Genomic DNA, 18,831 nt, shown 5'->3' with positions numbered 1-18,831 from the left:
AAATGCGCACTTTCAGTGCATTTTCGTGTTCAAAGCACTAAAACCACTACTTTCGTTCATCTCGTAAGTAGGTAGTACCGTTTAAACAACGCTCATAAAAATCGCTCCAACGCACACCTTGGCGAGGCGCTATTGCGCCTTTGCGAATTTGTTTATCGATAGATTTCTTCACCATTTTCGCCATGTAATCTGTGTTGTACTGCATGGTTTCAAGCACTTTCGCAGCGGCATGGCCTGGTACTACTTCTTCGATATAAAACGCGCCAGGTTCATCGTCATGGCTGAAGATATGTACTTCGGTTAAACGGCCAAACAAGTTATGCATATCACCCATAACGTCTTGGTATGCGCCGGTTAAGAACATGCCAATCGGGTAGGATTCATCTTTGCGTAAGCGATGCATTGGAATGTTATCGCTAATGCTGTTGTTCTCGATGTATTTACCGATTTTGCCATCACTATCACAGGTAATATCGACAATAGAAATTCGTACTTCCGGTTTTTCGTTCAGGCGAATGAGCGGAACAATCGGTAATAATTGGCCAATTGCCCAAGTATCCGCAGCAGATTGGAAAATCGACATGTTCGCTAAATACTGGCTGGCGAGCGTATCTTCAAGTTCTTCTAGTTCTTGAATTTGGCTTGTTTCTTCATCAAGTGAATGATGAATATCGGTAAGTACGCGCCAATACATAGTATCGATTTTCGCCATTTCGCGAATGCTTAAAATACCGAGTTTAAAGGCTTCATACGCGCTTTGTTTATATGCTGCAGCATCGTTAAATAGCTCTTGCGGGTGTAAATCATTAGCCCCCACGAGCTCACGAATATTGCTTACTAAAACATGCTCGCCTTCTTCTGCGGCAAAATCAAACTGAGTAGCACCAGGGTTTATTTCACCCACGATGTTGGTTACTACCAAACTGTGGTGCGCGGTAATCGCGCGGCCACTTTCGCTTACTAAGTTCGGGTGCGCTACATCTTCTAAATCACAGATTTGCTTCACACCGTAAACGATATCCGCTACATACTCATCAGTGGAGTAATTCCGTGAAGAATCGGTAGTAGTACTGCTGCCATCGTAATCGATGCCTAAGCCACCGCCGATATCAAGGTATTCAAGGGGCACGCCCATTTGCACTAATTTGGCGTACAGGCGAGCACCTTCGGTAATGGCTTCTTTGATCTTGCGGATATCTGAAATTTGGCTGCCGATATGGAAGTGTAATAGCTTGGCACAATGCAACATATTGTGTTGTTGCAAGTATTCCATGGCATTCACAATTTCCGCGATGCTTAAACCAAACTTCGCGCGATCACCGCTAGAGCTTGACCACTTACCGGTGCTGCGTACCATCATTTTCGAGCGTAAGCCGATCATCGGATCGATACCATACTTCTTGGCCAAACGAACCAACATTTCCAGCTCAGAGAACTTCTCCACCACCACAATCATTTTGCGGCCGATATTGCGGCCGAGCAGGGCTAGGGTGAGGTAATCTTCATCTTTGTAACCATTTAAAATGGTTAATGCTTCTGGATTTTCGTTATATGCCAATACGGCCATAAGTTCAGGCTTTGAGCCTGCTTCTAAGCCGTAATTATAGGGTTCGCCGGCATCAATGATTTCTTCAACCACTTCGCGCATTTGGTTAACTTTAATCGGATACACGCCAATGTACTTACCTTCATACTCGGCTGTATCGATGGTATCGCGAAATGTTTCGTTTAGAATTTCAACTTGCGAGCGCAAAATATCGTGGAAACGAATTACGGCAGGAAACTCGATGCCTTCTGCTTTCATTTCTTCGAGCACTTCATTCATATCAATGTAAACATCAGGCTTACGATGATTTGGTGAAATCTGGATATTGCCATTCTCGCCAATACTAAAATAACCGGCACCCCAACGCTTTACACCATACAGCTCTTCAGCGTTTTCAATCGTCCATGCTTGGCTCATGCGCGGCTCTCCTCTAATACCAGTAATAACTCGCGCACCACTTTGGCGGCAAATACATCAGAATTTCCAGTAGGATCTATTTGCGGTGATAACTCAACCACATCACAACCTACAAAATTGCGCTCTTTCAAAAGCTTAGTGAGGCTCACAAAGGAGTGAAAATCTTCGCCACCAGGTTCGGGTGTACCGGTGCCTGGCAAAAATGAAGGATCGAAGTAATCGAGATCTAGGGTTAAATAAATTGGCCGATTTGCTGGTATAGCGGCAACGCTATCAAGGAAATCTTTACGCGATGTGCGCACGGTGTTGTGCTCACGCATAAATGCATACTCTTCGCGAGTACCAGAGCGAATACCATATTGAATAAGTTCGTGGCCCGCGCCGAAATGATCAAGAGCGCGGCGAATAATAGAGGCATGCGAATAATGATAGCCGCTAAAGCCATCGCGCAAATCCGCATGGGCATCTAAATGCAACAACACAAGATCGGGGTATTGTTGTAAATACTTCACGATAGGGGCGTAAGAAATTGAATGCTCGCCACCCAGTGTGAATACTTTAATTTGTTCAGCGGCTAAATCTAACTCGCCAAATATTTTGTTGAAATCATCGTTGGCGTGTTGCCACTGTGCTTCCACATCAGTGCTTTCGCCCAACTGCAGATTACCGAGATCGAAAAACTCATAATCTTCTAGATCACAATCGAGATAGGGTGAATACGATTCGATATCTTCGGAAACAGAACGCAGCCCATCAGGCCCATAGCGGGTGCCTTTACGAAAACAAGCGGTACCATCAAAACCGAAACCTATTACGTAACTTTTGTTGCTGTTAATTTCAGTTGCTAATTCGGCGCCAAAATAGGCACGAACGGGCTCATCTAATGTAACCTGAATAGGGAATGTGTTTGCCAATTGCCAATCACCTCTGCGTTGAAAACGATTTTATTGAGCCAAAAAAACAATTTTTCTTGGGTAAAAAAGCACCCATTCAAAAGGGACGCCATTATGCGGTTTTAGCGCCATTTTTTGAAGCGAAATTTACGCCCTGCAATCCATGTTGCAACTCTACTAATCGAGGGTCGAGTGGCTTATCGCGAGCAAAGGTTGCAGCAAGCGGTACTTCAACTACGTGCTCTTGCTCAAGGCCGATCATAATGGTGCGTTTGCCTTCCATTATAGCCGACACCGCTGCAGCCCCAAGTTGCATTGCCAGTATACGATCTTGGGCATTGGGCCTACCGCCGCGCTGAATATGCCCTAATGGGCAGGGATGGCAGGTAACACCGGTGGCTTTAGATAAATTATTACCTAGTTCGTGAACGCCGCCTGGCCAGAGATTTTCTGCTACCACTACAATGTAGCTACTATCGGGGAATGCTGCGCGGGCGCGTAAAATATTATCGGCAATGTCTGCGAGCTTTGGTTGCGGCTCTAACTCGGGTAACAGCATGCCTTCGGCAGCACCAGCAATGGCGGCATGTAAGCCGATAAAGCCCGCATGGCGGCCCATTACTTCAATTAGAAATACGCGAGCCATGGCTTCGGCGGTTTCCCGCACCTTATCAATAGCATCCATTGCGGTATCTACCGCGGTTGCGAAACCAATGGTTACATCGGTTCCCGCCAAATCGTTATCGATGGTTCCCGGAATGCCAATTACTTGGCCGTGCCAATGATTTTGCAAATGCACGGCGCCGCGGAAGGAGCCATCACCGCCTATCACGATAAGCGCGCTTATATCATGTTCGTTAAGAACCCCAGCAGCCTGCTGTGCAACGGCTACTTCGCGAAACTCGGGAAAGCGCGAGCTTTTCAAAAATGTACCGCCGCGCTGGCTAACTAAGCGCATATCATCGGGATGCAGGGGTTGCGCTAAGTTCTCAGCAATACCACGGAAGCCATGACGAAAACCGATCACCTCGATATCATGCTGCCAAGCGGTATTTACAATTGCGCGAATGCAGGCGTTCATGCCTGGCGCATCACCGCCACTGGTGATTACTGCGATTTTTTTCATTGCTTATTCCTTTCTACTAACCTTTCCACAATGCGTGAACCTTACAGCTTAACTCGCGAAAGGGCGCTGACCAAGTATGAATTTCCAGTTACACTATATTTTCTAACAATCTCTTGGCTTTGGAGCAACAATTCATGGCGGTTCGTGTTCACCAGCAAGATTTAATTAAGTTCAGCGCAAAGTGCCTGCGGCAAGCGGGTGCAGAGGAAAATATCGCTAACACGATGGCGCAATCGTTAGTGTGGGGTGATTTGCTTGGTTTTCGCACCCATGGTGTTCGTCGTTTACCGTATAACGTGAAGCAGCTACAAAGTGGAGCCATGCGTGGCAGCGGTGAGGTTGAGGTATTGCGCCAGCGGGCCGCAGTTGAAACTTGGGATGCCCACCAGCTATCTGGCTTATATGTGGCGCCAAAAGCAGTACAACGTGCCTGTGAGATGGCTAGCAGCGCTGGTACCGGCACCATTGTAGTGAAAGGCTGTGAACATGTGGCGAGCTTGGCTGCCTATCTACAAATAGCTACCAATCAAGGCATGCTGGTGAACTTGATGGCAGCAACTCCTGCACAAGAGAGCGTTGCTCCAGCGGGTGGCTGCAGCCGGGTATTTTCGCCAAACCCATACGCGATTGGCGTACCTACTAGCGCCGATCCGGTATTGTTGGATATGAGTTTCTCGGTAACGGCTGCGGGCAAAGTTCGGCAAGCATACGAACGTAACGAGCGGCTACCGTGGCCCGCCATTATTAGTAAAACCGGTGAAATCTCTGATGATCCCAAGGTTTATATAGAAGAGGGCGGCGCGATTTTGCCGTTAGGTGGGGGAGACCTAGGCTACAAAGGGTATGGCTTATGCTTACAAAGCGAGCTTTGGACATTAGGCTTAAGTGGCCATGGCCGCAATGATGCGGCCGCAGATGGCGAGCAAAATACCCTGTTTGTGCAAGTTTTAGACCCCGAGGCCTTCGCTGGCACTGTGGCTTTAAAACGTGTTACCGATGATTTACTCGCGCGCTGCCGGGCAGCAACGCCGGTGGATGCGAACCAGCCAGTGCGAATACCAGGCAGCGGTGCGTTAGCGAATTACCGAGAGCAAGTAGAACAAGGTGTGTTACTTGATGAGCTAACTTGGCCTCGGCTCATTCATTATGCGGAAAAGTTGGCGGTTACCTTACCAAAAACTTGTTAATGGATGGCGGCAACAGCGGTTAGGGCTGCAACCGCTCTAAATTCCATTCTGAGCCTTGTTCAGTGGCTTGGCGTTGATAGCGGAATCGATCGTGCAACCGCCCGCTGCGGCCTTGCCAAAACTCGATACTGTTGGGAATAATGCGAAAGCCCCCCCAAAATGGCGGCAAGGGCAATGTATCTTGGTCGGCAAAACGGCTTTCAATATCAGCCAATTGCTGATCCAGCTCGATGCGGCTCGCAATCGGCTGGCTTTGGCTGGAAGCCCAAGCGCCAAGCTGGCTAGCCCGTGGCCGAGATTGAAAGTAAGTAGTATTTTCAGCCTCAGTTAATTTTTCAGCAACGCCTTCGATATGAATCTGCCGCTCTTGTGGTAGCCAAGCAAAGTGGATACTACAGTTTGGATTCGCCTGTAGTTGCTGGCCTTTCACGCTGTTGTAGTTAGTGTAAAAAATAAAGCCATTTTCCGAAAAACCTTTTAACAGCACAATGCGCTGGGTAGGTTTATTATCGGCGCAGGTGGCCAGTACCATTGCCGTAGGATCTGTGCCGCAATCGCTGCTTAACGTGGTATCAAACCATTCTTGAAATTGCAGCATAGGGTTGTTCTGCATGTTACTGCGGGCAAGCGTTTTTTGCGTATAATCGCGGCGGATGTGTTCAATACTCATAGTAACCTTATTTTGCTACATTACTTTGCAACATTATCTTGCAACATAACCGCGTGCTCGAATGCAATCGCGGTATTGTTCATAAATAAGCTCAACAAATGTTTATCTGTTTCGCTGAGTTCCCCAATCCCTTTAATAAATAATAAATAACATTGTTTCTGTGATGTTTGATACAACCCATAGTAGGTATCGTTATCGATATAATAGGTTACTGATTCATCACGGCTGCGCAATTCTTCTAGAATTCGCTGGCCATCAGATTGCTGCAATACTTCGCCAATGCGCTGCTTGTACTCACCGGTAGCGGCAATAATATGCGCTGGTTGATTATCTTCTGAGCTGGCCGTGAATCCATTTGGGCTTAATTTAAAGTATGCCGCCGATTGCGTGCGGGTAAGTAGTGCTACCAGTTGCTCTAAAATACCCTGGCTCAGCTTAGTTACCGATTGGGCAGAGAATATTTCTGCCGATGCCTTAATAATCCGCTCAAGGCCTGATTTATAGTTTTCAATGGCCTGTAAATCACGGAATGCGCGCAAGCTGGAGTACATTAAGGTCATTAACTTGCGGTAGGTAAGCTCGGTTTTTTCTTTGTAATCGTCGATATCATATTTGGCGATTACTTCTTCTTCCGGAGCTTGCCCTGGCTGACCAGTGCGCAGCACGATGCGGATTAGTTTATTTTTCAGTATTTCGCGGGTCCAGCGGGCTACATCGAGCCCAGCATGGTCAGATTCCATTACCACATCTAGCAGCATTAAAGCGAAATCATCACGCTGCTGCAGCATTGCCTGAGCTTCCGCCGCGGAATATGCGGAATGAAAGGCTAGTGGCCGTTGATCTAGCTGAAAATCAGCTAGCGCCATTTTGGTGATCACGTGAATTTCTTCATCGTCATCCACAATCAGAATATGAAATGGATTAATGACATCCTTGTCTTCATTAGCCGCAGGTTCATCAGCGAATAAAAATTGCTCGGCCATTTAGTGTTCCTTGCTTGAATTAATCAGTATTGATTACATCGGGCGGCGATATTTCCGCTCACCAGCAACAAAGGTTGCTTCTACACGAATTCGCCATAAGTTTTTCACATCGATACGGAATGGGTCTTGATCCACAACAATAAAATCAGCCCATTTGCCGGCTTCTAGGGTTCCTGTGCTGTTATCTAGGTGGCCCGCATAGGCGGCATCAAGGGTGAAGCTGCGAATTGCCTCTTGCACACTCATGCGCTGCTCTGGATACCAACCCTCAACAGGCTGATTTTGCCGATCTTGGCGGGTAACCGCGGCGTGAATGCCATAAAACGGGTTTGCCAGTTCTACTGGAAAATCAGAGCCAGCTGCAATTAATGAGCCTTGGTTTAAAAACTTCCGCCATGCATAGGCACCGGCAATTCGATCTGCGCCAACCCGATCTTCCGCCATGTTCATATCGCTAGTAGCGTGCGTAGGCTGCATCGAAGGGATGATATTCAAGGCTTTAAAACGCGGGATATCTTCTAACGTAACAATTTGCGCGTGCTCAACACGGTGGCGCATATCGGTTTCTGTTTGCTCAAGCTTGGCAAAGGCATCTAACGCCAAACGATTGGTGAAATCACCAATCGCATGGTAGTTAATTTGGAAGCCACTGCCGTGCACTGCGCGGAAAATTTCGTGGACACGATCTGCTGGCGTTATCAACAGGCCAATATTCTCTGGATCGTCGCTATACGGCTCGATTAATCGAGCGCCACGGCTACCTAAGGCGCCATCGCCATACACTTTCACGCTATTAACTTGCAGCATATCGTAATCATCACGATAGGTACCTGCGTTGAGTAAACTTACTAAGGTAGGTTCGCTGGCAGCAATCATGGCATTTACCCGCAGCGGTAATGCGCGTTCTTCTGCAAGATTTTTAAATACCTCGAGCTCGCGCGCATCAACCCCAGCATCGTGCACTTGCGTAATACCAAGTGCTAGTAAATGCTCAAACGCTAACTCGTTTGCTGCTATAATTTGCTCTTCGCTTACCACTGGTAACGCTTGCTGTACCATCGCCATTGCGGTATCGATTAATAAGCCAGTGGCGTTGCCGCTATCGTCGCGAACAATTTGGCCACCCGGCGGATCAATTGTATCCTCGGTAATACCGGCCATTTCCAATGCTTTTGAATTTGCCCAACCGGCATGCGCATCAACACGCACCAACCATACTGGCCGATCGCTAATTACTTCATCTAAATCTTGGCGAGTAGGGAAGCGGCGGTCTGGCCAAAGCTCTTGGTTCCAACCACGGCCAATAATCCAATCGTGTTGCTGATTTTGGTCGGCATAATTCACCACCGTAGCAACCGCTTGCGCTTTGCTATGAGTATCGCGTAAATCTACTACAGAGAGGTTTGCCCCTAAACTTTGAATATGGCCATGGGCATCGATTAAACCAGGTAACACGGTTCTACCCATCAAGTTTACGCGCTTTGCATTCGCATACTCATCCAGCAAGGCTTCGTTGCCAGTAGCTACTACTTTGCCGTTCTGCACCACCATTACCGCAAAGCTCATTAAACGAGCATCATTGCCAGCAGAACCAGTGAAGGTATAGCCAGTGAAATTATGGAAGGCAGTTGCTTCTGCTTCTTTCTGATCACTAGCGTTTACTGTACTGAACAACAGGAGCGAACACATGGCGGCAACTAGCATCGCCATGCGGTGAATTGTGAGTTTGTTGCTGCGCACTTGCGAGCTGAGTACCTTCAGTGTATTAAACTGCAGTACAGAACCTACCTGTTGCATAATGAACCTTTTGTGTTGGAAAAAAGTTAACGGCTGGCTATTTTTGTTTTTCTGCAGCCATGGTTGTTGCTGTGATTTATCCCTTTAATATACTGATTTTCAAGCAGCAGTACAGGAGTTTTCAAATACTTTAAAGGCATATCTTACTCGCTGTATTACATAAGAAATATGCGATTCAGTGAATTTCATCTCATAATCTATACTTATGATCTTGATTTAGGTAAAGATCGCTAACACTTAACTAATATATTTGTTAAGGTTTGTAGCTAGCATGGACGTTAAACACTCACTGCACCTGAACATTGCTATAGCTGTTCTTTCTCGCAGTGCATAAACTAAGAGAGCCGCAGAAATTATGAAGATTTTGATTATTGATCCGCAGTTCATAACACGAACAGGATTGATTCACCTGCTCACTAGTCAGCCTGGGTCAATTGCTATCTATGAAGCAACAAGTTTGGAAGTTGCTAGAGGCTACATTGAATCTGGTGAAACTTATGATCTCATTTTTTCTGAGCTGGATCTGCCAGATGCAGACCACCGCTTTGTTACTAATACCCTGCAATCTCTGGCACCGAAATCGCATATTGTGTTGTTTACATGGCGGCGGAGCGCAGCAGATATTCAAACGGGTATAGCCCAAGGCGCGCAAAGCTATTTACGCAAAGATGCTTCGGCTGAAAGTGTGAAAATGGCGATTCATGGTTTATTACAGAATAAAGTGTACTTACCTACAGATGATATGCCGTATCGCCAACAAAGCGAAGCTGATCGTAAGCTTTCGCCACGGCAACGGGAAATTATGCAATTGCTGGCTCAGGGCTTATCGAATAAAGAGATCGCCAACATTCTGGGTATTACTGAAGGCACGATTCGGGTTCACCTTTCTGCTATATTTAAAGCCATTAAGGTTTCTAACCGAACTGAAGCAACCTTATGGTACTTATTACGGCAAAGTTAATAGATTAATTCCCTTCACGAGGTGAGCGATATGGATCTGGCGAAGCTGCAGCAAAGCCTAGCAAACCCCAAGCGAGCACCGGTAGAGAGCTGGAACCCGCCTTTCTGTGGCGATATCGATATTCGTATCGGTACCGATGGGCGTTGGTATTATATGAATTCCCCGATTGGTAGAATGCCCCTTGTAAAGCTCTTCGCGAGCGTATTAAAGCAAGAGGATGATGAATACTTTTTGGTTACTCCAGCTGAAAAGGTGCGAATTAAGGTAGACGATGTGCCGTTTGTGATTACCGAATGGCAATTTGTAGAACACAACAATGTTAAGTTTATCCAAGTAACCTCCAATATCGACGAGCGCTACTTGCTGAGTGCTCAGCATCCTCTGTTACAAATAGATGATTTACCCGCCATGCAAATTCGCGATCAGTTTTTAGCGCGAGTACATCGTAATGTTTATTATCAATGGGCAGAGTTAGTTGATACGGAGCAAAATGGTGAAGCCCCCGGTTATTACCTTACCAGCGGTGGCGAACGGTTCTTTTTTGCGGAGCGCTGATATTTGCCCAGCCAGCAGCGTTACTATATTATTCGTTAAATTCTGCTACCTATTTCCTGGATTAACTGGATACCTGCAATGTTGGCACCTTTAAAGATCACGCTCGCGCAATTAAACCTAACTGTGGGCGCCATCCTCGATAACAAAAATAAGCTCTTAGCTGTAATCAGAGATCAGCAAGATTCTGATTTAATTGTGTTTCCCGAGTTAGCGATAACCGGGTATCCGCCAGAAGATCTGCTATATCGGCCCGATTTGTATCAAGCGGTGGCCGAAGCGTTAGCAGAAATACAAGCGGCAACAGAAAATGTAGCCGTTGTGGTGGGCTATCCAGAAACTGATGGTGAGCGGGTTTGGAATTGTGTAAGTGTGTATGCAAACCAACAAGAAATTGCCCGGTATCACAAGCAACAGCTGCCAAACTATGGCGTGTTTGATGAACTACGATACTTTACTCCTGGCGATAAACCCTGTGTGTTTCAACTGGGTTCACATCGCATTGGCTTGTTAATTTGCGAGGATTTGTGGGTACCAGATCATGCCCGCGCTGCTCGTGAAGCTGGCGCGCAAATTCTGCTTTCAGTAAATGCCTCTCCTTTTGAAGAATATAAGTATTCCCAACGCTTGCAGGTGCTTTCGGCCCGATGCCGCGAAAGCCAATTACCGTTGGTGTATGTGAATACGGTGGGTGGCCAAGACGAAGTGATATTTGATGGCAACTCGGTGGTATTAGATGCCGATGGCGAGGTGGCGGTGCATTTGCCGCATTGCGAAGAAGCGGTAACAACCGCGCATTTTGTGGGTAAACAGCCACAAGCACAGCCATTGCCTGTAGTGCCTGAAAACGAAGCTAGTATCTATGCGGCGTTGGTGCTCGCCCTCCGCGATTATGTAGAGAAAAACGGTTTTCCAAGTGTGTTACTGGGCTTATCGGGTGGTATCGATTCGGCGCTAACCTTAGCCTTAGCGGCAGACGCACTAGGCCCTGAGCGCGTACGCGCCGTAATGATGCCGTATCGGTATACTGCGGATATTAGTGTTACAGACGCTAAGTTGCAGAGTGAATGGTTAGGTAACTCGCTAGATATCGTGCCAATTGAGCCGATGGTAGATAGCTTTCTAACCACGTTAAACCCGTTATTTGGCAGTAACAACACCCAAGATGTTACTGAGGAGAATTTGCAGGCCCGCTGTAGAGGTGTGCTGTTAATGGCACTTTCAAATAAATACGGCAGTTTACTGTTAACTACAGGTAATAAGAGTGAGCTAGCGGTAGGCTATTGCACGCTTTATGGTGATATGTGCGGCGGCTTTGCCCCCATTAAAGATTTACCGAAAACACTGGTATACGCGCTATGCGAATATCGAAACACTCTTAGCCCTGCGGTTCCAGAACGAGTAATTACTCGGCCTCCATCGGCAGAGCTGGCGCCTGATCAGAAAGACCAAGATTCATTGCCAGCGTATGATGTGTTAGATGAAATTATTGATGGCTACGTTGAGCGCGATTTATCGGTTGCAGATATAGTAGCAGCGGGCTATGCAGAAGATGTAGTGAAAGACATTATTCGCAAAATTGAGCGCAATGAATATAAACGTAAACAAGGTGCGGTGGGGCCGAAAGTAACGCGGCGGAACTTTAACAAAGATCGCCGTTATCCAATTACCAATCACTTTGTAAAAACCATTACGTGATGTGTTCTATGCTTAGTTTGCTAGAGAAGAAAAATCTTTAGGTAGAAAGGAATTACTAGATGAAGAAAATTGAAGCGATTATTAAACCGTTTAAGTTAGATGATGTTCGCGCGGCATTGTCGGATGTAGGTATCGCGGGCATGACGGTATCTGAAGTGAAAGGGTTCGGTAGGCAGCGTGGGCATACTGAGTTATATCGTGGTGCCGAGTATATGGTTGATTTCTTACCTAAGGTGAAATTAGAAATAGTGGTAGTAGATGACGACGTAGAGCGTTGTATCGAAGCGATTATTGAAACTGCACAAACAGGTAAGATTGGTGATGGGAAGATTTTTGTTTCTGCTGTAGAACGCGTGATACGAATTCGTACCGGTGAAGAAAATGAGGACGCAATTTAATTTGCGTCCTCACTGTAGTGAACTCTTAACCTGTGTAGCAGTTTTAGAAGTTAGCAACTAAAACCGCACGGGCATCATCAGCCTGTTGCGTAAGGCCAAGCTCAGTGTAAGCGGTAACCATGATTTCTAATGCACGTTGTACTTGCACTGTACTTTGGAAGTTCTCCAAGATATAAGCACCACGGCGCGCGGCAGCCATATAGGCTTCTCGGCGCAAGTAGTATTCAGCCGCAGCAAGTTCATGCTGTGCTAATCGCGATTGAATTGCCACCATTCGTTGTCTAGCATCAGCAGCATATTTGCTGTCGGGATGGCGCTGAACTAATTCTGCGAAATCATCGTAGGCACGTTCCGCATATACAGGGTTACGATCGCTACGATCAATGCCGAATGCGTCTTGGAAAAATGCTCGCTCCGCTTGTAAATGCACTAATCCGCGCATGTAACGCACATAATCATTGTCGCCATGATTCGGGTTTAACGATAAGAAACGATCGATTACGGTAAGGGCTTGATCTTCACGCCCCACTTTATATTGCGCATAAATCAAATCAAGCTGCACTTGCTGAGCATAAGCTCCAAACGGGTAGCGCGTATTGATTTGGCTAAGCAAAGTTGCGGCATCAGCAAAGCGCCCAGCTTGTAAATAGGTTTGTGATAATTCATATAAATTATCGAGCTCAGAGCGCTGAATTTCATCGTTTGAACGAGATGAACACCCACTTAAAAACAATACTGTACAGATAGCGAAGGCAAAAACTACTCTCATGGTTTAATCAATCTCTTTTAATTTTCCGTGAATTCCCTGGGATGTTTATCATCATCTGAAGTACACTAGGCACTAATTGATGATTGTAACGCACTAATGCAATGATGCACAGCCGTAACTGATGGCTATACTTACACTAGGTTGGTACCTGCCATACTCGTAAGTTAGAGTTCAATACTAACGTGCCGTACAACAACAGTAAGGGATGCACAGCACAATTTTTATGACAGATTACGTAAAACAAACAGCCATAGTTCCGGACCATTTATTAGGTTCACGTTTAGACCAAGCTCTTGCAGAAATGTTCCCAGATTTTTCGCGCTCGCGATTAAAGGCTTGGATTCAGGATGGCAGTGTAACCGTGTCTGGCACGGTAGTTACCAAGCCCCGCGAAAAGGTGATTACTGGCCAAGAAGTGGTACTTGAAGCTGCTTTGGAACCAGAGGTTTTTTCGGAACCACAAAATATTGCCTTGAATATTGTGTTCGAAGACGAGCATCTGTTGATTCTCGATAAGCCTGCGGGGCTAGTTGTGCACCCGGGTGCTGGAACGCCAGATGGCACATTATTGAACGCGCTGTTGCACCACTGCCCAAGCTTAGAGCAACTGCCACGCGCAGGAATTGTGCATCGGTTAGATAAAGAAACCACTGGCTTAATGGTAGTGGCGAAAACCTTGCCTAGTTACACTGCTTTGGTAGCTGCGTTGCAAGAGCGCAATATTACCCGCGAATACGAAGCGGTAGCTACCGGTGTAATGACCGCGGGTGGATCGGTGGAAGCACCGATTGGCCGGCATCCTACCAAACGCACATTAATGGCAGTAACGCGCTCCGGCAAACCGGCAATCACCCACTATCGAGTTGCGGAACGCTTTCGGGCGCATACGCGATTACGCTTGCGCTTAGAAAGTGGCCGTACGCACCAAATTCGCGTGCACATGGCACATTTGAATTACCCTCTCGTGGGTGACCCGCAGTATGGCGGCCGGCCGCGGCCACCGCGCGAAGCAAGTGAAGCATTTATTGCCTTATTGCGTGGTTTTGATCGGCAGGCATTACATGCGGTTCGCTTAGCGTTAAAGCATCCGGCTACCGGCGAGCAAATGGAATGGGAAGCACCGATACCAGCAGATATGCAAGAACTTTTACGAGCATTGCGGCAGGATTTACGGGAGCACGGAAGTAGCGAATGATTACTGGGTTGCGGCCAGATTGGCCTGTTGCAAATAAAGTGCATGCATTTAGCAGCCATCGCGATGGTGGCGTTAGTGTTGCACCTTACACCAGTTTAAATCTTGGCACCCATGTAAATGATCTAGCATCAGCGGTGCTTACTAACCGGCAGCGCCTTGCTGAATATCTAGATTTACCCGCTCAGCCCTGTTGGTTGCAGCAAGTGCATGGCAATCGGGTATTAAAGGTAAGTGCTAACGGTTGTGTTGATACACCCGAGGCTGATGCCGCATATACCAACGCCAAGAACGTTGTGCTCGCTATCATGACCGCAGATTGCTTACCCTTATTACTTGCCAGTGCTGATGGCAGCGAAATTGCTGCAGTTCATTGTGGCTGGCGCAGTATTGCTAGCAACATCATTGCTAGAACATTACAAGAGTTCTTGGCGCCCCGTACTGAAATTCATGCATGGCTCGGCCCAGCCATTGGGCCTAAAGCCTTTGAGGTGGGTGAAGATGTGCGCACCGCAATGCTTACATTGAATGCTGATCTAGATATCGCGTTTAAACCCAAGCATGGCAAATACTTTGCTGATATTTATAAAATTGCCAGCAAGGAATTGAATTCTCATGGGGTAAACTCCATATTTGGTGGAGGTGAATGCACTTTCACGCAAGCCGATAATTATTTCTCCTATCGTCGCGATGGCGCAACAGGGCGTATGGCCACTCTGATCTGGCGTTAACCGCGTTTATTTTGTAAGTACTATAGCCTCCCGAATAACACCTTCCGTAAATAAAAGTTTACAAATTTTCCTTATCGCCCTTGATATTGGGCAAAATACACCCATATTCATTCCATATAGATAATGTTTCTGCTCTCCACGAGGTGAACTATGCGGATGGATAAATTTACTAGCAAATTTCAATCAGCAATTGCTGAATCGCAATCATTAGCACTTGGCCATGATCATCAGTTTATTGAGCCAGTGCATCTTATGATTGCACTGCTTAACCAAGAAGGCGGTGCGGTGCGGCCGTTGTTGCAGCAGTTGGGAGTGAATATCGCTACCTTCCGCACTGAGCTGAGTAAAATTCTGGAAACCTTTGCGCAAGTTCAAGGTACTGGCGGTGATGTGCAAATATCGCGCGATACCGCGAACTTATTAAACCTGTGCGATAAATATTCGCAGAAGCGCAAAGATAGCTTTATCTCTAGCGAACTGTTTGTGCTTGCCGCCTGTGAAGATAAAGGCAAGCTTGGCGAGTTGCTAAAACACAGTGGTGTACAGAAAGAGCAAGTAGAGAAGGCAATTAACGATATTCGTAAAGGACAAGCTGTGGACGACCAAAATGCAGAAGAGCAACGGCAAGCGTTGCAGAAGTACACAATTGATTTAACTGAGCGAGCAGAGCAAGGCAAGCTTGATCCTGTAATTGGCCGTGATGAAGAAATTCGCCGGGCGATTCAAGTATTACAGCGGCGAACTAAGAACAACCCAGTATTAATAGGCGAACCTGGTGTTGGTAAAACAGCGATTGTTGAAGGTTTGGCTCAACGTATTATTAATGGCGAAGTGCCTGAGGGCTTGAAGAACAAGCGCGTGCTTTCGCTTGATCTTGGTGCGTTACTGGCCGGTGCTAAATACCGTGGTGAATTTGAAGAGCGTTTGAAAGCAGTATTAAATGAACTGCAGCAAGAAGAAGGGCAGGTAATTCTCTTCATTGATGAACTGCATACTATGGTGGGTGCCGGTAAAGCAGAAGGTGCCATGGACGCAGGCAATATGCTGAAACCAGCGTTGGCTCGCGGTGAATTGCACTGCGTTGGTGCAACCACCTTAGATGAATATCGGCAGTATATTGAGAAAGATGCAGCGCTTGAACGACGGTTCCAGAAAGTGCTGGTAGATGAGCCTTCAGTAGAAGATACCATTGCGATTTTGCGTGGCTTGAAAGAGAAATATGAGTTGCATCACTCAGTGGAGATTACCGATCCAGCGATTGTGGCTGCCGCATCATTATCTAATCGCTACATTAGTGATCGCCAGTTACCAGACAAAGCGATCGATTTAATTGATGAGGCGGCATCTAGTATTCGTATGCAAATGGATTCCAAGCCGGAAGAATTGGATCGCTTGGAGCGCCGAATTATTCAGCTGAAAATAGAGCAGCAGGCGCTAGCGAAAGAAAAGGATGATGCGAGTAAGAAACGCTTAGAAACGCTGGAAAGCGAATTGCAAGAGCTAGAGGGTAGCTATGCCGAATTAGAAACCGTTTGGAATACTGAAAAGCTAGCGGTGCAAGGGCATCAACATATTAAAGAACAACTTGATCAAGCGCGTATTGATTTAGAGGCCGCTAACCGAGCGCGGGATCTCAATCGCATGGCTGAATTGCAGTATGGCAAGATTCCTGATCTCGAGCGCAAACTAGAATTAGCGTTGAATGCGGATATACAGGACATGACGTTGTTACGAAATCGCGTTACCGATGAAGAGATTGCCGAAGTGCTTTCGCGTTGGACCGGTATTCCGGTGGCACGTATGCTTGAAGGTGAGCGTGATAAATTGCTGAAAATGGAAGAAAACCTGCATCAGCGTGTAGTAGGGCAGCATGAAGCTGTGGTGGCGGTTGCTAATGCTATTCGCCGTTCTCGAGCTGGCTTGAGCGACCCTGATCGGCCAATTGGTTCGTTCCTATTTCTTGGGCCAACTGGGGTTGGTAAAACCGAGCTTTGCAAAGCACTTGCGCGTTTTATGTTTGATTCTGACAACGCGATGGTACGCATCGACATGTCGGAGTTTATGGAAAAACATAGCGTTTCCCGCTTAGTTGGTGCGCCTCCTGGATATGTAGGGTATGAAGAAGGCGGTTACTTAACGGAAGCAGTGCGGCGTCGGCCATACTCAGTAATTCTGTTGGATGAGGTAGAGAAAGCGCATCCGGATGTGTTTAACATTCTGTTGCAAGTGCTAGATGATGGCCGGTTAACCGATGGCCAGGGGCGTACGGTAGATTTCCGTAACACAGTAATTATCATGACCTCAAACTTGGGTTCGCACCTTATTCAGGAGCATGCCGGTGAGGTTGATTATGATGAAATGAAAGCGATGTTAGGTGATGTATTAAGTGGTGCGTTCCGGCCAGAGTTTTTGAATCGAATAGATGAAACTGTGGTATTCCACCCGCTAGCAGATCAACACCTTACTCGAATCGCTCGTATTCAGCTGGAGCGCCTGTTAGCGCGCTTAAGTGAGCGCGATTATCAACTGGAAGTGAGTGAAGAGGCAATTGAGCACTTGGCCAAAGTTGGCTTCGATCCGGTGTTTGGCGCCCGCCCACTAAAACGAGCGATTCAAACAGAGCTTGAGAATCCGCTTGCCCAGCAAATTCTGGCGGGTAAATTGCTACCAGGTAAGCCGGTAAAGGTTACTTTGGGTGAGCATGATTTAGTTATAACTCAGTAAGATAACCACTCTTAACAAGCGCCACTAAATAGTGGCGCTTGTCATTTGCATAGCTACCTGTGGTATGCTGTAACACTAAGTAATCATTAGTTTTGCAGCAATTATAGGAAGGCTTATGCCAGATCAAAGTAAACATCGTGGTATCTACTTATTACCAAATCTTCTCACTACCGCTGGCTTATTCTCCGGCTTTTACGCCATAGTTGCGTCTATGAACGGTAGTTTTGAACTTGCTGCAATAGCAATCTTTGTGGCTATGGTATTCGATGGCTTAGATGGTCGTGTTGCCCGTTTAACAAATACGCAAAGTGAATTCGGTGCAGAATATGACAGCATGGCTGATATCGTTTCGTTTGGTATTGCACCTGCGTTGGTAGCCTATAATTGGGCGTTACATGATGTGGGTAAATTAGGTTGGTTGGCAGCCTTTATCTTTGTAGCCGGCGGCGCCCTGCGTTTGGCCCGCTTTAATACCGCACACGGTTCTTCAGATACACGCTATTTCCAAGGTTTAGCTATTCCAAGTGCTGCGGCAATTGTTGCAGGTTTGGTATGGGTTGGTGCGAAGTACGACATTGATCCCGAGAATGTTAGCTTGATCGTTGTGTTCTTCACTATTGCTTGTGGCCTATTAATGGTGAGCAACTTTAAATATCATTCATTTAAAGATGTTGATTGGCGCGGCAAAGTAAACTTCTTAGTTATTCTCTTAGTAGTGCTTGTTTTCGTAGTGGTTGCTACTGAACCAGCGTTGGTGCTGTTCCTGATTTTCACCGCGTACGCTGTTTCGGGCCCAGTGATGACCATCAAAAATGTGAACAAGCTAAGGCTCGAACATATCTTGGGTGATCAGAAAGAAGAGTGTGAACCGAACTCCGCCACTTCTTCTGTTAAGCAACAAGATGATGCACCGGCAAAAGAAGGTGCTTCCGAAACGGATACAAATAAGAAAGCAGAAGCAAAGCGTAACGATGCACCAAATGATTAACTAAGCTTCTTTAAGCTAAGTAATTTTTCGGGGTTTCTTTAAATTCACATCTGAACCGCCGATAATTATGCAATAAGCACGCTTGAGTTAAACCTATATGAGGGCTCTTATCATTAAGATAAGGGCCCTTACTTGTTATAATATTGTCAAAAAAACGCGTCTTTGTTGTTGTTTCACACTGATATTGATGAAAGCTTAA

General features: G+C 46.5%; 16 protein-coding genes. 9 read left to right on the top strand and 7 right to left on the bottom strand.

Features of this window, described 5'->3' with window-relative positions:
- Positions 1-46 precede the first annotated feature (46 nt).
- From speA to ACNA7P_RS05650, 3 genes are all read right to left on the bottom strand, one after another.
- Positions 47-1,963, bottom strand: coding sequence for a biosynthetic arginine decarboxylase (gene speA / locus ACNA7P_RS05660; RefSeq protein WP_416257645.1), 1,917 nt, complete (start codon positions 1,961-1,963; stop codon positions 47-49).
- The gene (speB, locus tag ACNA7P_RS05655) at positions 1,960-2,877 is read right to left on the bottom strand and encodes an agmatinase (protein WP_416257644.1); all 918 of its coding nucleotides are present in this window, start codon (positions 2,875-2,877) and stop codon (positions 1,960-1,962) included. Before speB ends, speA begins: the two co-directional genes overlap by 4 nt.
- Positions 2,878-2,968: 91 nt before the next feature.
- The gene (locus ACNA7P_RS05650) at positions 2,969-3,982 is read right to left on the bottom strand and encodes an ATP-dependent 6-phosphofructokinase (protein ID WP_416257643.1); all 1,014 of its coding nucleotides are present in this window, start codon (positions 3,980-3,982) and stop codon (positions 2,969-2,971) included.
- A gap of 134 nt (positions 3,983-4,116) precedes the next feature.
- Here ACNA7P_RS05650 and ACNA7P_RS05645 point away from each other — a divergent pair, with 134 nt between their 5' ends.
- The gene (locus ACNA7P_RS05645) at positions 4,117-5,169 is read left to right on the top strand and encodes an Ldh family oxidoreductase (RefSeq protein ID WP_416257642.1); all 1,053 of its coding nucleotides are present in this window, start codon (positions 4,117-4,119) and stop codon (positions 5,167-5,169) included.
- A gap of 19 nt (positions 5,170-5,188) precedes the next feature.
- On the opposite strand, the gene pdxH is transcribed toward ACNA7P_RS05645, so the two are convergent.
- From pdxH to ACNA7P_RS05630, 3 genes are read right to left on the bottom strand one after another with little or no spacing between them, the layout of a single operon-like run.
- Positions 5,189-5,839, bottom strand: coding sequence for a pyridoxamine 5'-phosphate oxidase (gene pdxH / locus ACNA7P_RS05640; RefSeq protein WP_416257641.1), 651 nt, complete (start codon positions 5,837-5,839; stop codon positions 5,189-5,191).
- 20 nt (positions 5,840-5,859) lie between these two features.
- Positions 5,860-6,822 carry a DUF3369 domain-containing protein gene (locus ACNA7P_RS05635; RefSeq protein WP_416257640.1) on the bottom strand — a complete coding sequence of 321 codons (963 nt, stop codon included), beginning with the start codon at positions 6,820-6,822 and terminating at the stop codon, positions 5,860-5,862.
- Positions 6,823-6,855: 33 nt separating this feature from the next.
- Positions 6,856-8,511 carry an amidohydrolase gene (locus ACNA7P_RS05630; RefSeq protein ID WP_416257674.1) on the bottom strand — a complete coding sequence of 552 codons (1,656 nt, stop codon included), beginning with the start codon at positions 8,509-8,511 and terminating at the stop codon, positions 6,856-6,858.
- Between the two features lie 463 nt (positions 8,512-8,974).
- On the opposite strand from ACNA7P_RS05630, the gene ACNA7P_RS05625 reads away from it, so the two are divergent.
- From ACNA7P_RS05625 to glnB, 4 genes are all read left to right on the top strand, one after another.
- Complete coding sequence (locus tag ACNA7P_RS05625) at positions 8,975-9,580, top strand: LuxR C-terminal-related transcriptional regulator (protein WP_416257639.1); 606 nt, start codon at positions 8,975-8,977, stop codon at positions 9,578-9,580.
- A gap of 30 nt (positions 9,581-9,610) precedes the next feature.
- Complete coding sequence (locus ACNA7P_RS05620) at positions 9,611-10,135, top strand: DUF1285 domain-containing protein (protein ID WP_416257638.1); 525 nt, start codon at positions 9,611-9,613, stop codon at positions 10,133-10,135.
- A 78-nt stretch (positions 10,136-10,213) separates the two neighbouring features.
- Positions 10,214-11,830, top strand: coding sequence for an NAD+ synthase (locus tag ACNA7P_RS05615; protein WP_416257637.1), 1,617 nt, complete (start codon positions 10,214-10,216; stop codon positions 11,828-11,830).
- 59 nt (positions 11,831-11,889) lie between these two features.
- Positions 11,890-12,228: a nitrogen regulatory protein P-II gene (glnB, locus tag ACNA7P_RS05610; protein WP_416257636.1), complete on the top strand. Its 339-nt coding sequence runs from the start codon at positions 11,890-11,892 to the stop codon at positions 12,226-12,228.
- 43 nt (positions 12,229-12,271) lie between these two features.
- Here glnB and ACNA7P_RS05605 read toward each other — a convergent pair whose 3' ends face one another.
- Positions 12,272-12,997, bottom strand: coding sequence for an outer membrane protein assembly factor BamD (locus ACNA7P_RS05605; RefSeq protein WP_416257635.1), 726 nt, complete (start codon positions 12,995-12,997; stop codon positions 12,272-12,274).
- Positions 12,998-13,220: 223 nt separating this feature from the next.
- Between ACNA7P_RS05605 and rluD the strand changes: the two genes are divergently transcribed.
- The 4 genes from rluD to pssA all read left to right on the top strand — a co-directional run bounded on the left by rluD (position 13,221) and on the right by pssA (position 18,632).
- Positions 13,221-14,192 carry a 23S rRNA pseudouridine(1911/1915/1917) synthase RluD gene (gene rluD / locus ACNA7P_RS05600; RefSeq protein WP_416257634.1) on the top strand — a complete coding sequence of 324 codons (972 nt, stop codon included), beginning with the start codon at positions 13,221-13,223 and terminating at the stop codon, positions 14,190-14,192.
- Positions 14,189-14,920: a peptidoglycan editing factor PgeF gene (gene pgeF / locus ACNA7P_RS05595; RefSeq protein WP_416257633.1), complete on the top strand. Its 732-nt coding sequence runs from the start codon at positions 14,189-14,191 to the stop codon at positions 14,918-14,920. Before rluD ends, pgeF begins: the two co-directional genes overlap by 4 nt.
- A gap of 150 nt (positions 14,921-15,070) precedes the next feature.
- Positions 15,071-17,644 (top strand): ATP-dependent chaperone ClpB, encoded by a 2,574-nt coding sequence (gene clpB / locus ACNA7P_RS05590; RefSeq protein ID WP_416257632.1) that lies wholly within the window; start codon positions 15,071-15,073, stop codon positions 17,642-17,644.
- A 115-nt stretch (positions 17,645-17,759) separates the two neighbouring features.
- Positions 17,760-18,632 (top strand): CDP-diacylglycerol--serine O-phosphatidyltransferase, encoded by an 873-nt coding sequence (pssA, locus tag ACNA7P_RS05585; RefSeq protein ID WP_416257631.1) that lies wholly within the window; start codon positions 17,760-17,762, stop codon positions 18,630-18,632.
- The last annotated feature ends 199 nt before the right edge of the window (positions 18,633-18,831 follow it).

The organism is Aliidiomarina sp., assembly GCF_047920995.1.
GTDB lineage: Bacteria > Pseudomonadota > Gammaproteobacteria > Enterobacterales > Alteromonadaceae > Aliidiomarina.
The sequence above is the reverse complement of the archived record's forward strand: the minus strand, read 5'-3'. Positions and strand labels throughout refer to the sequence as shown.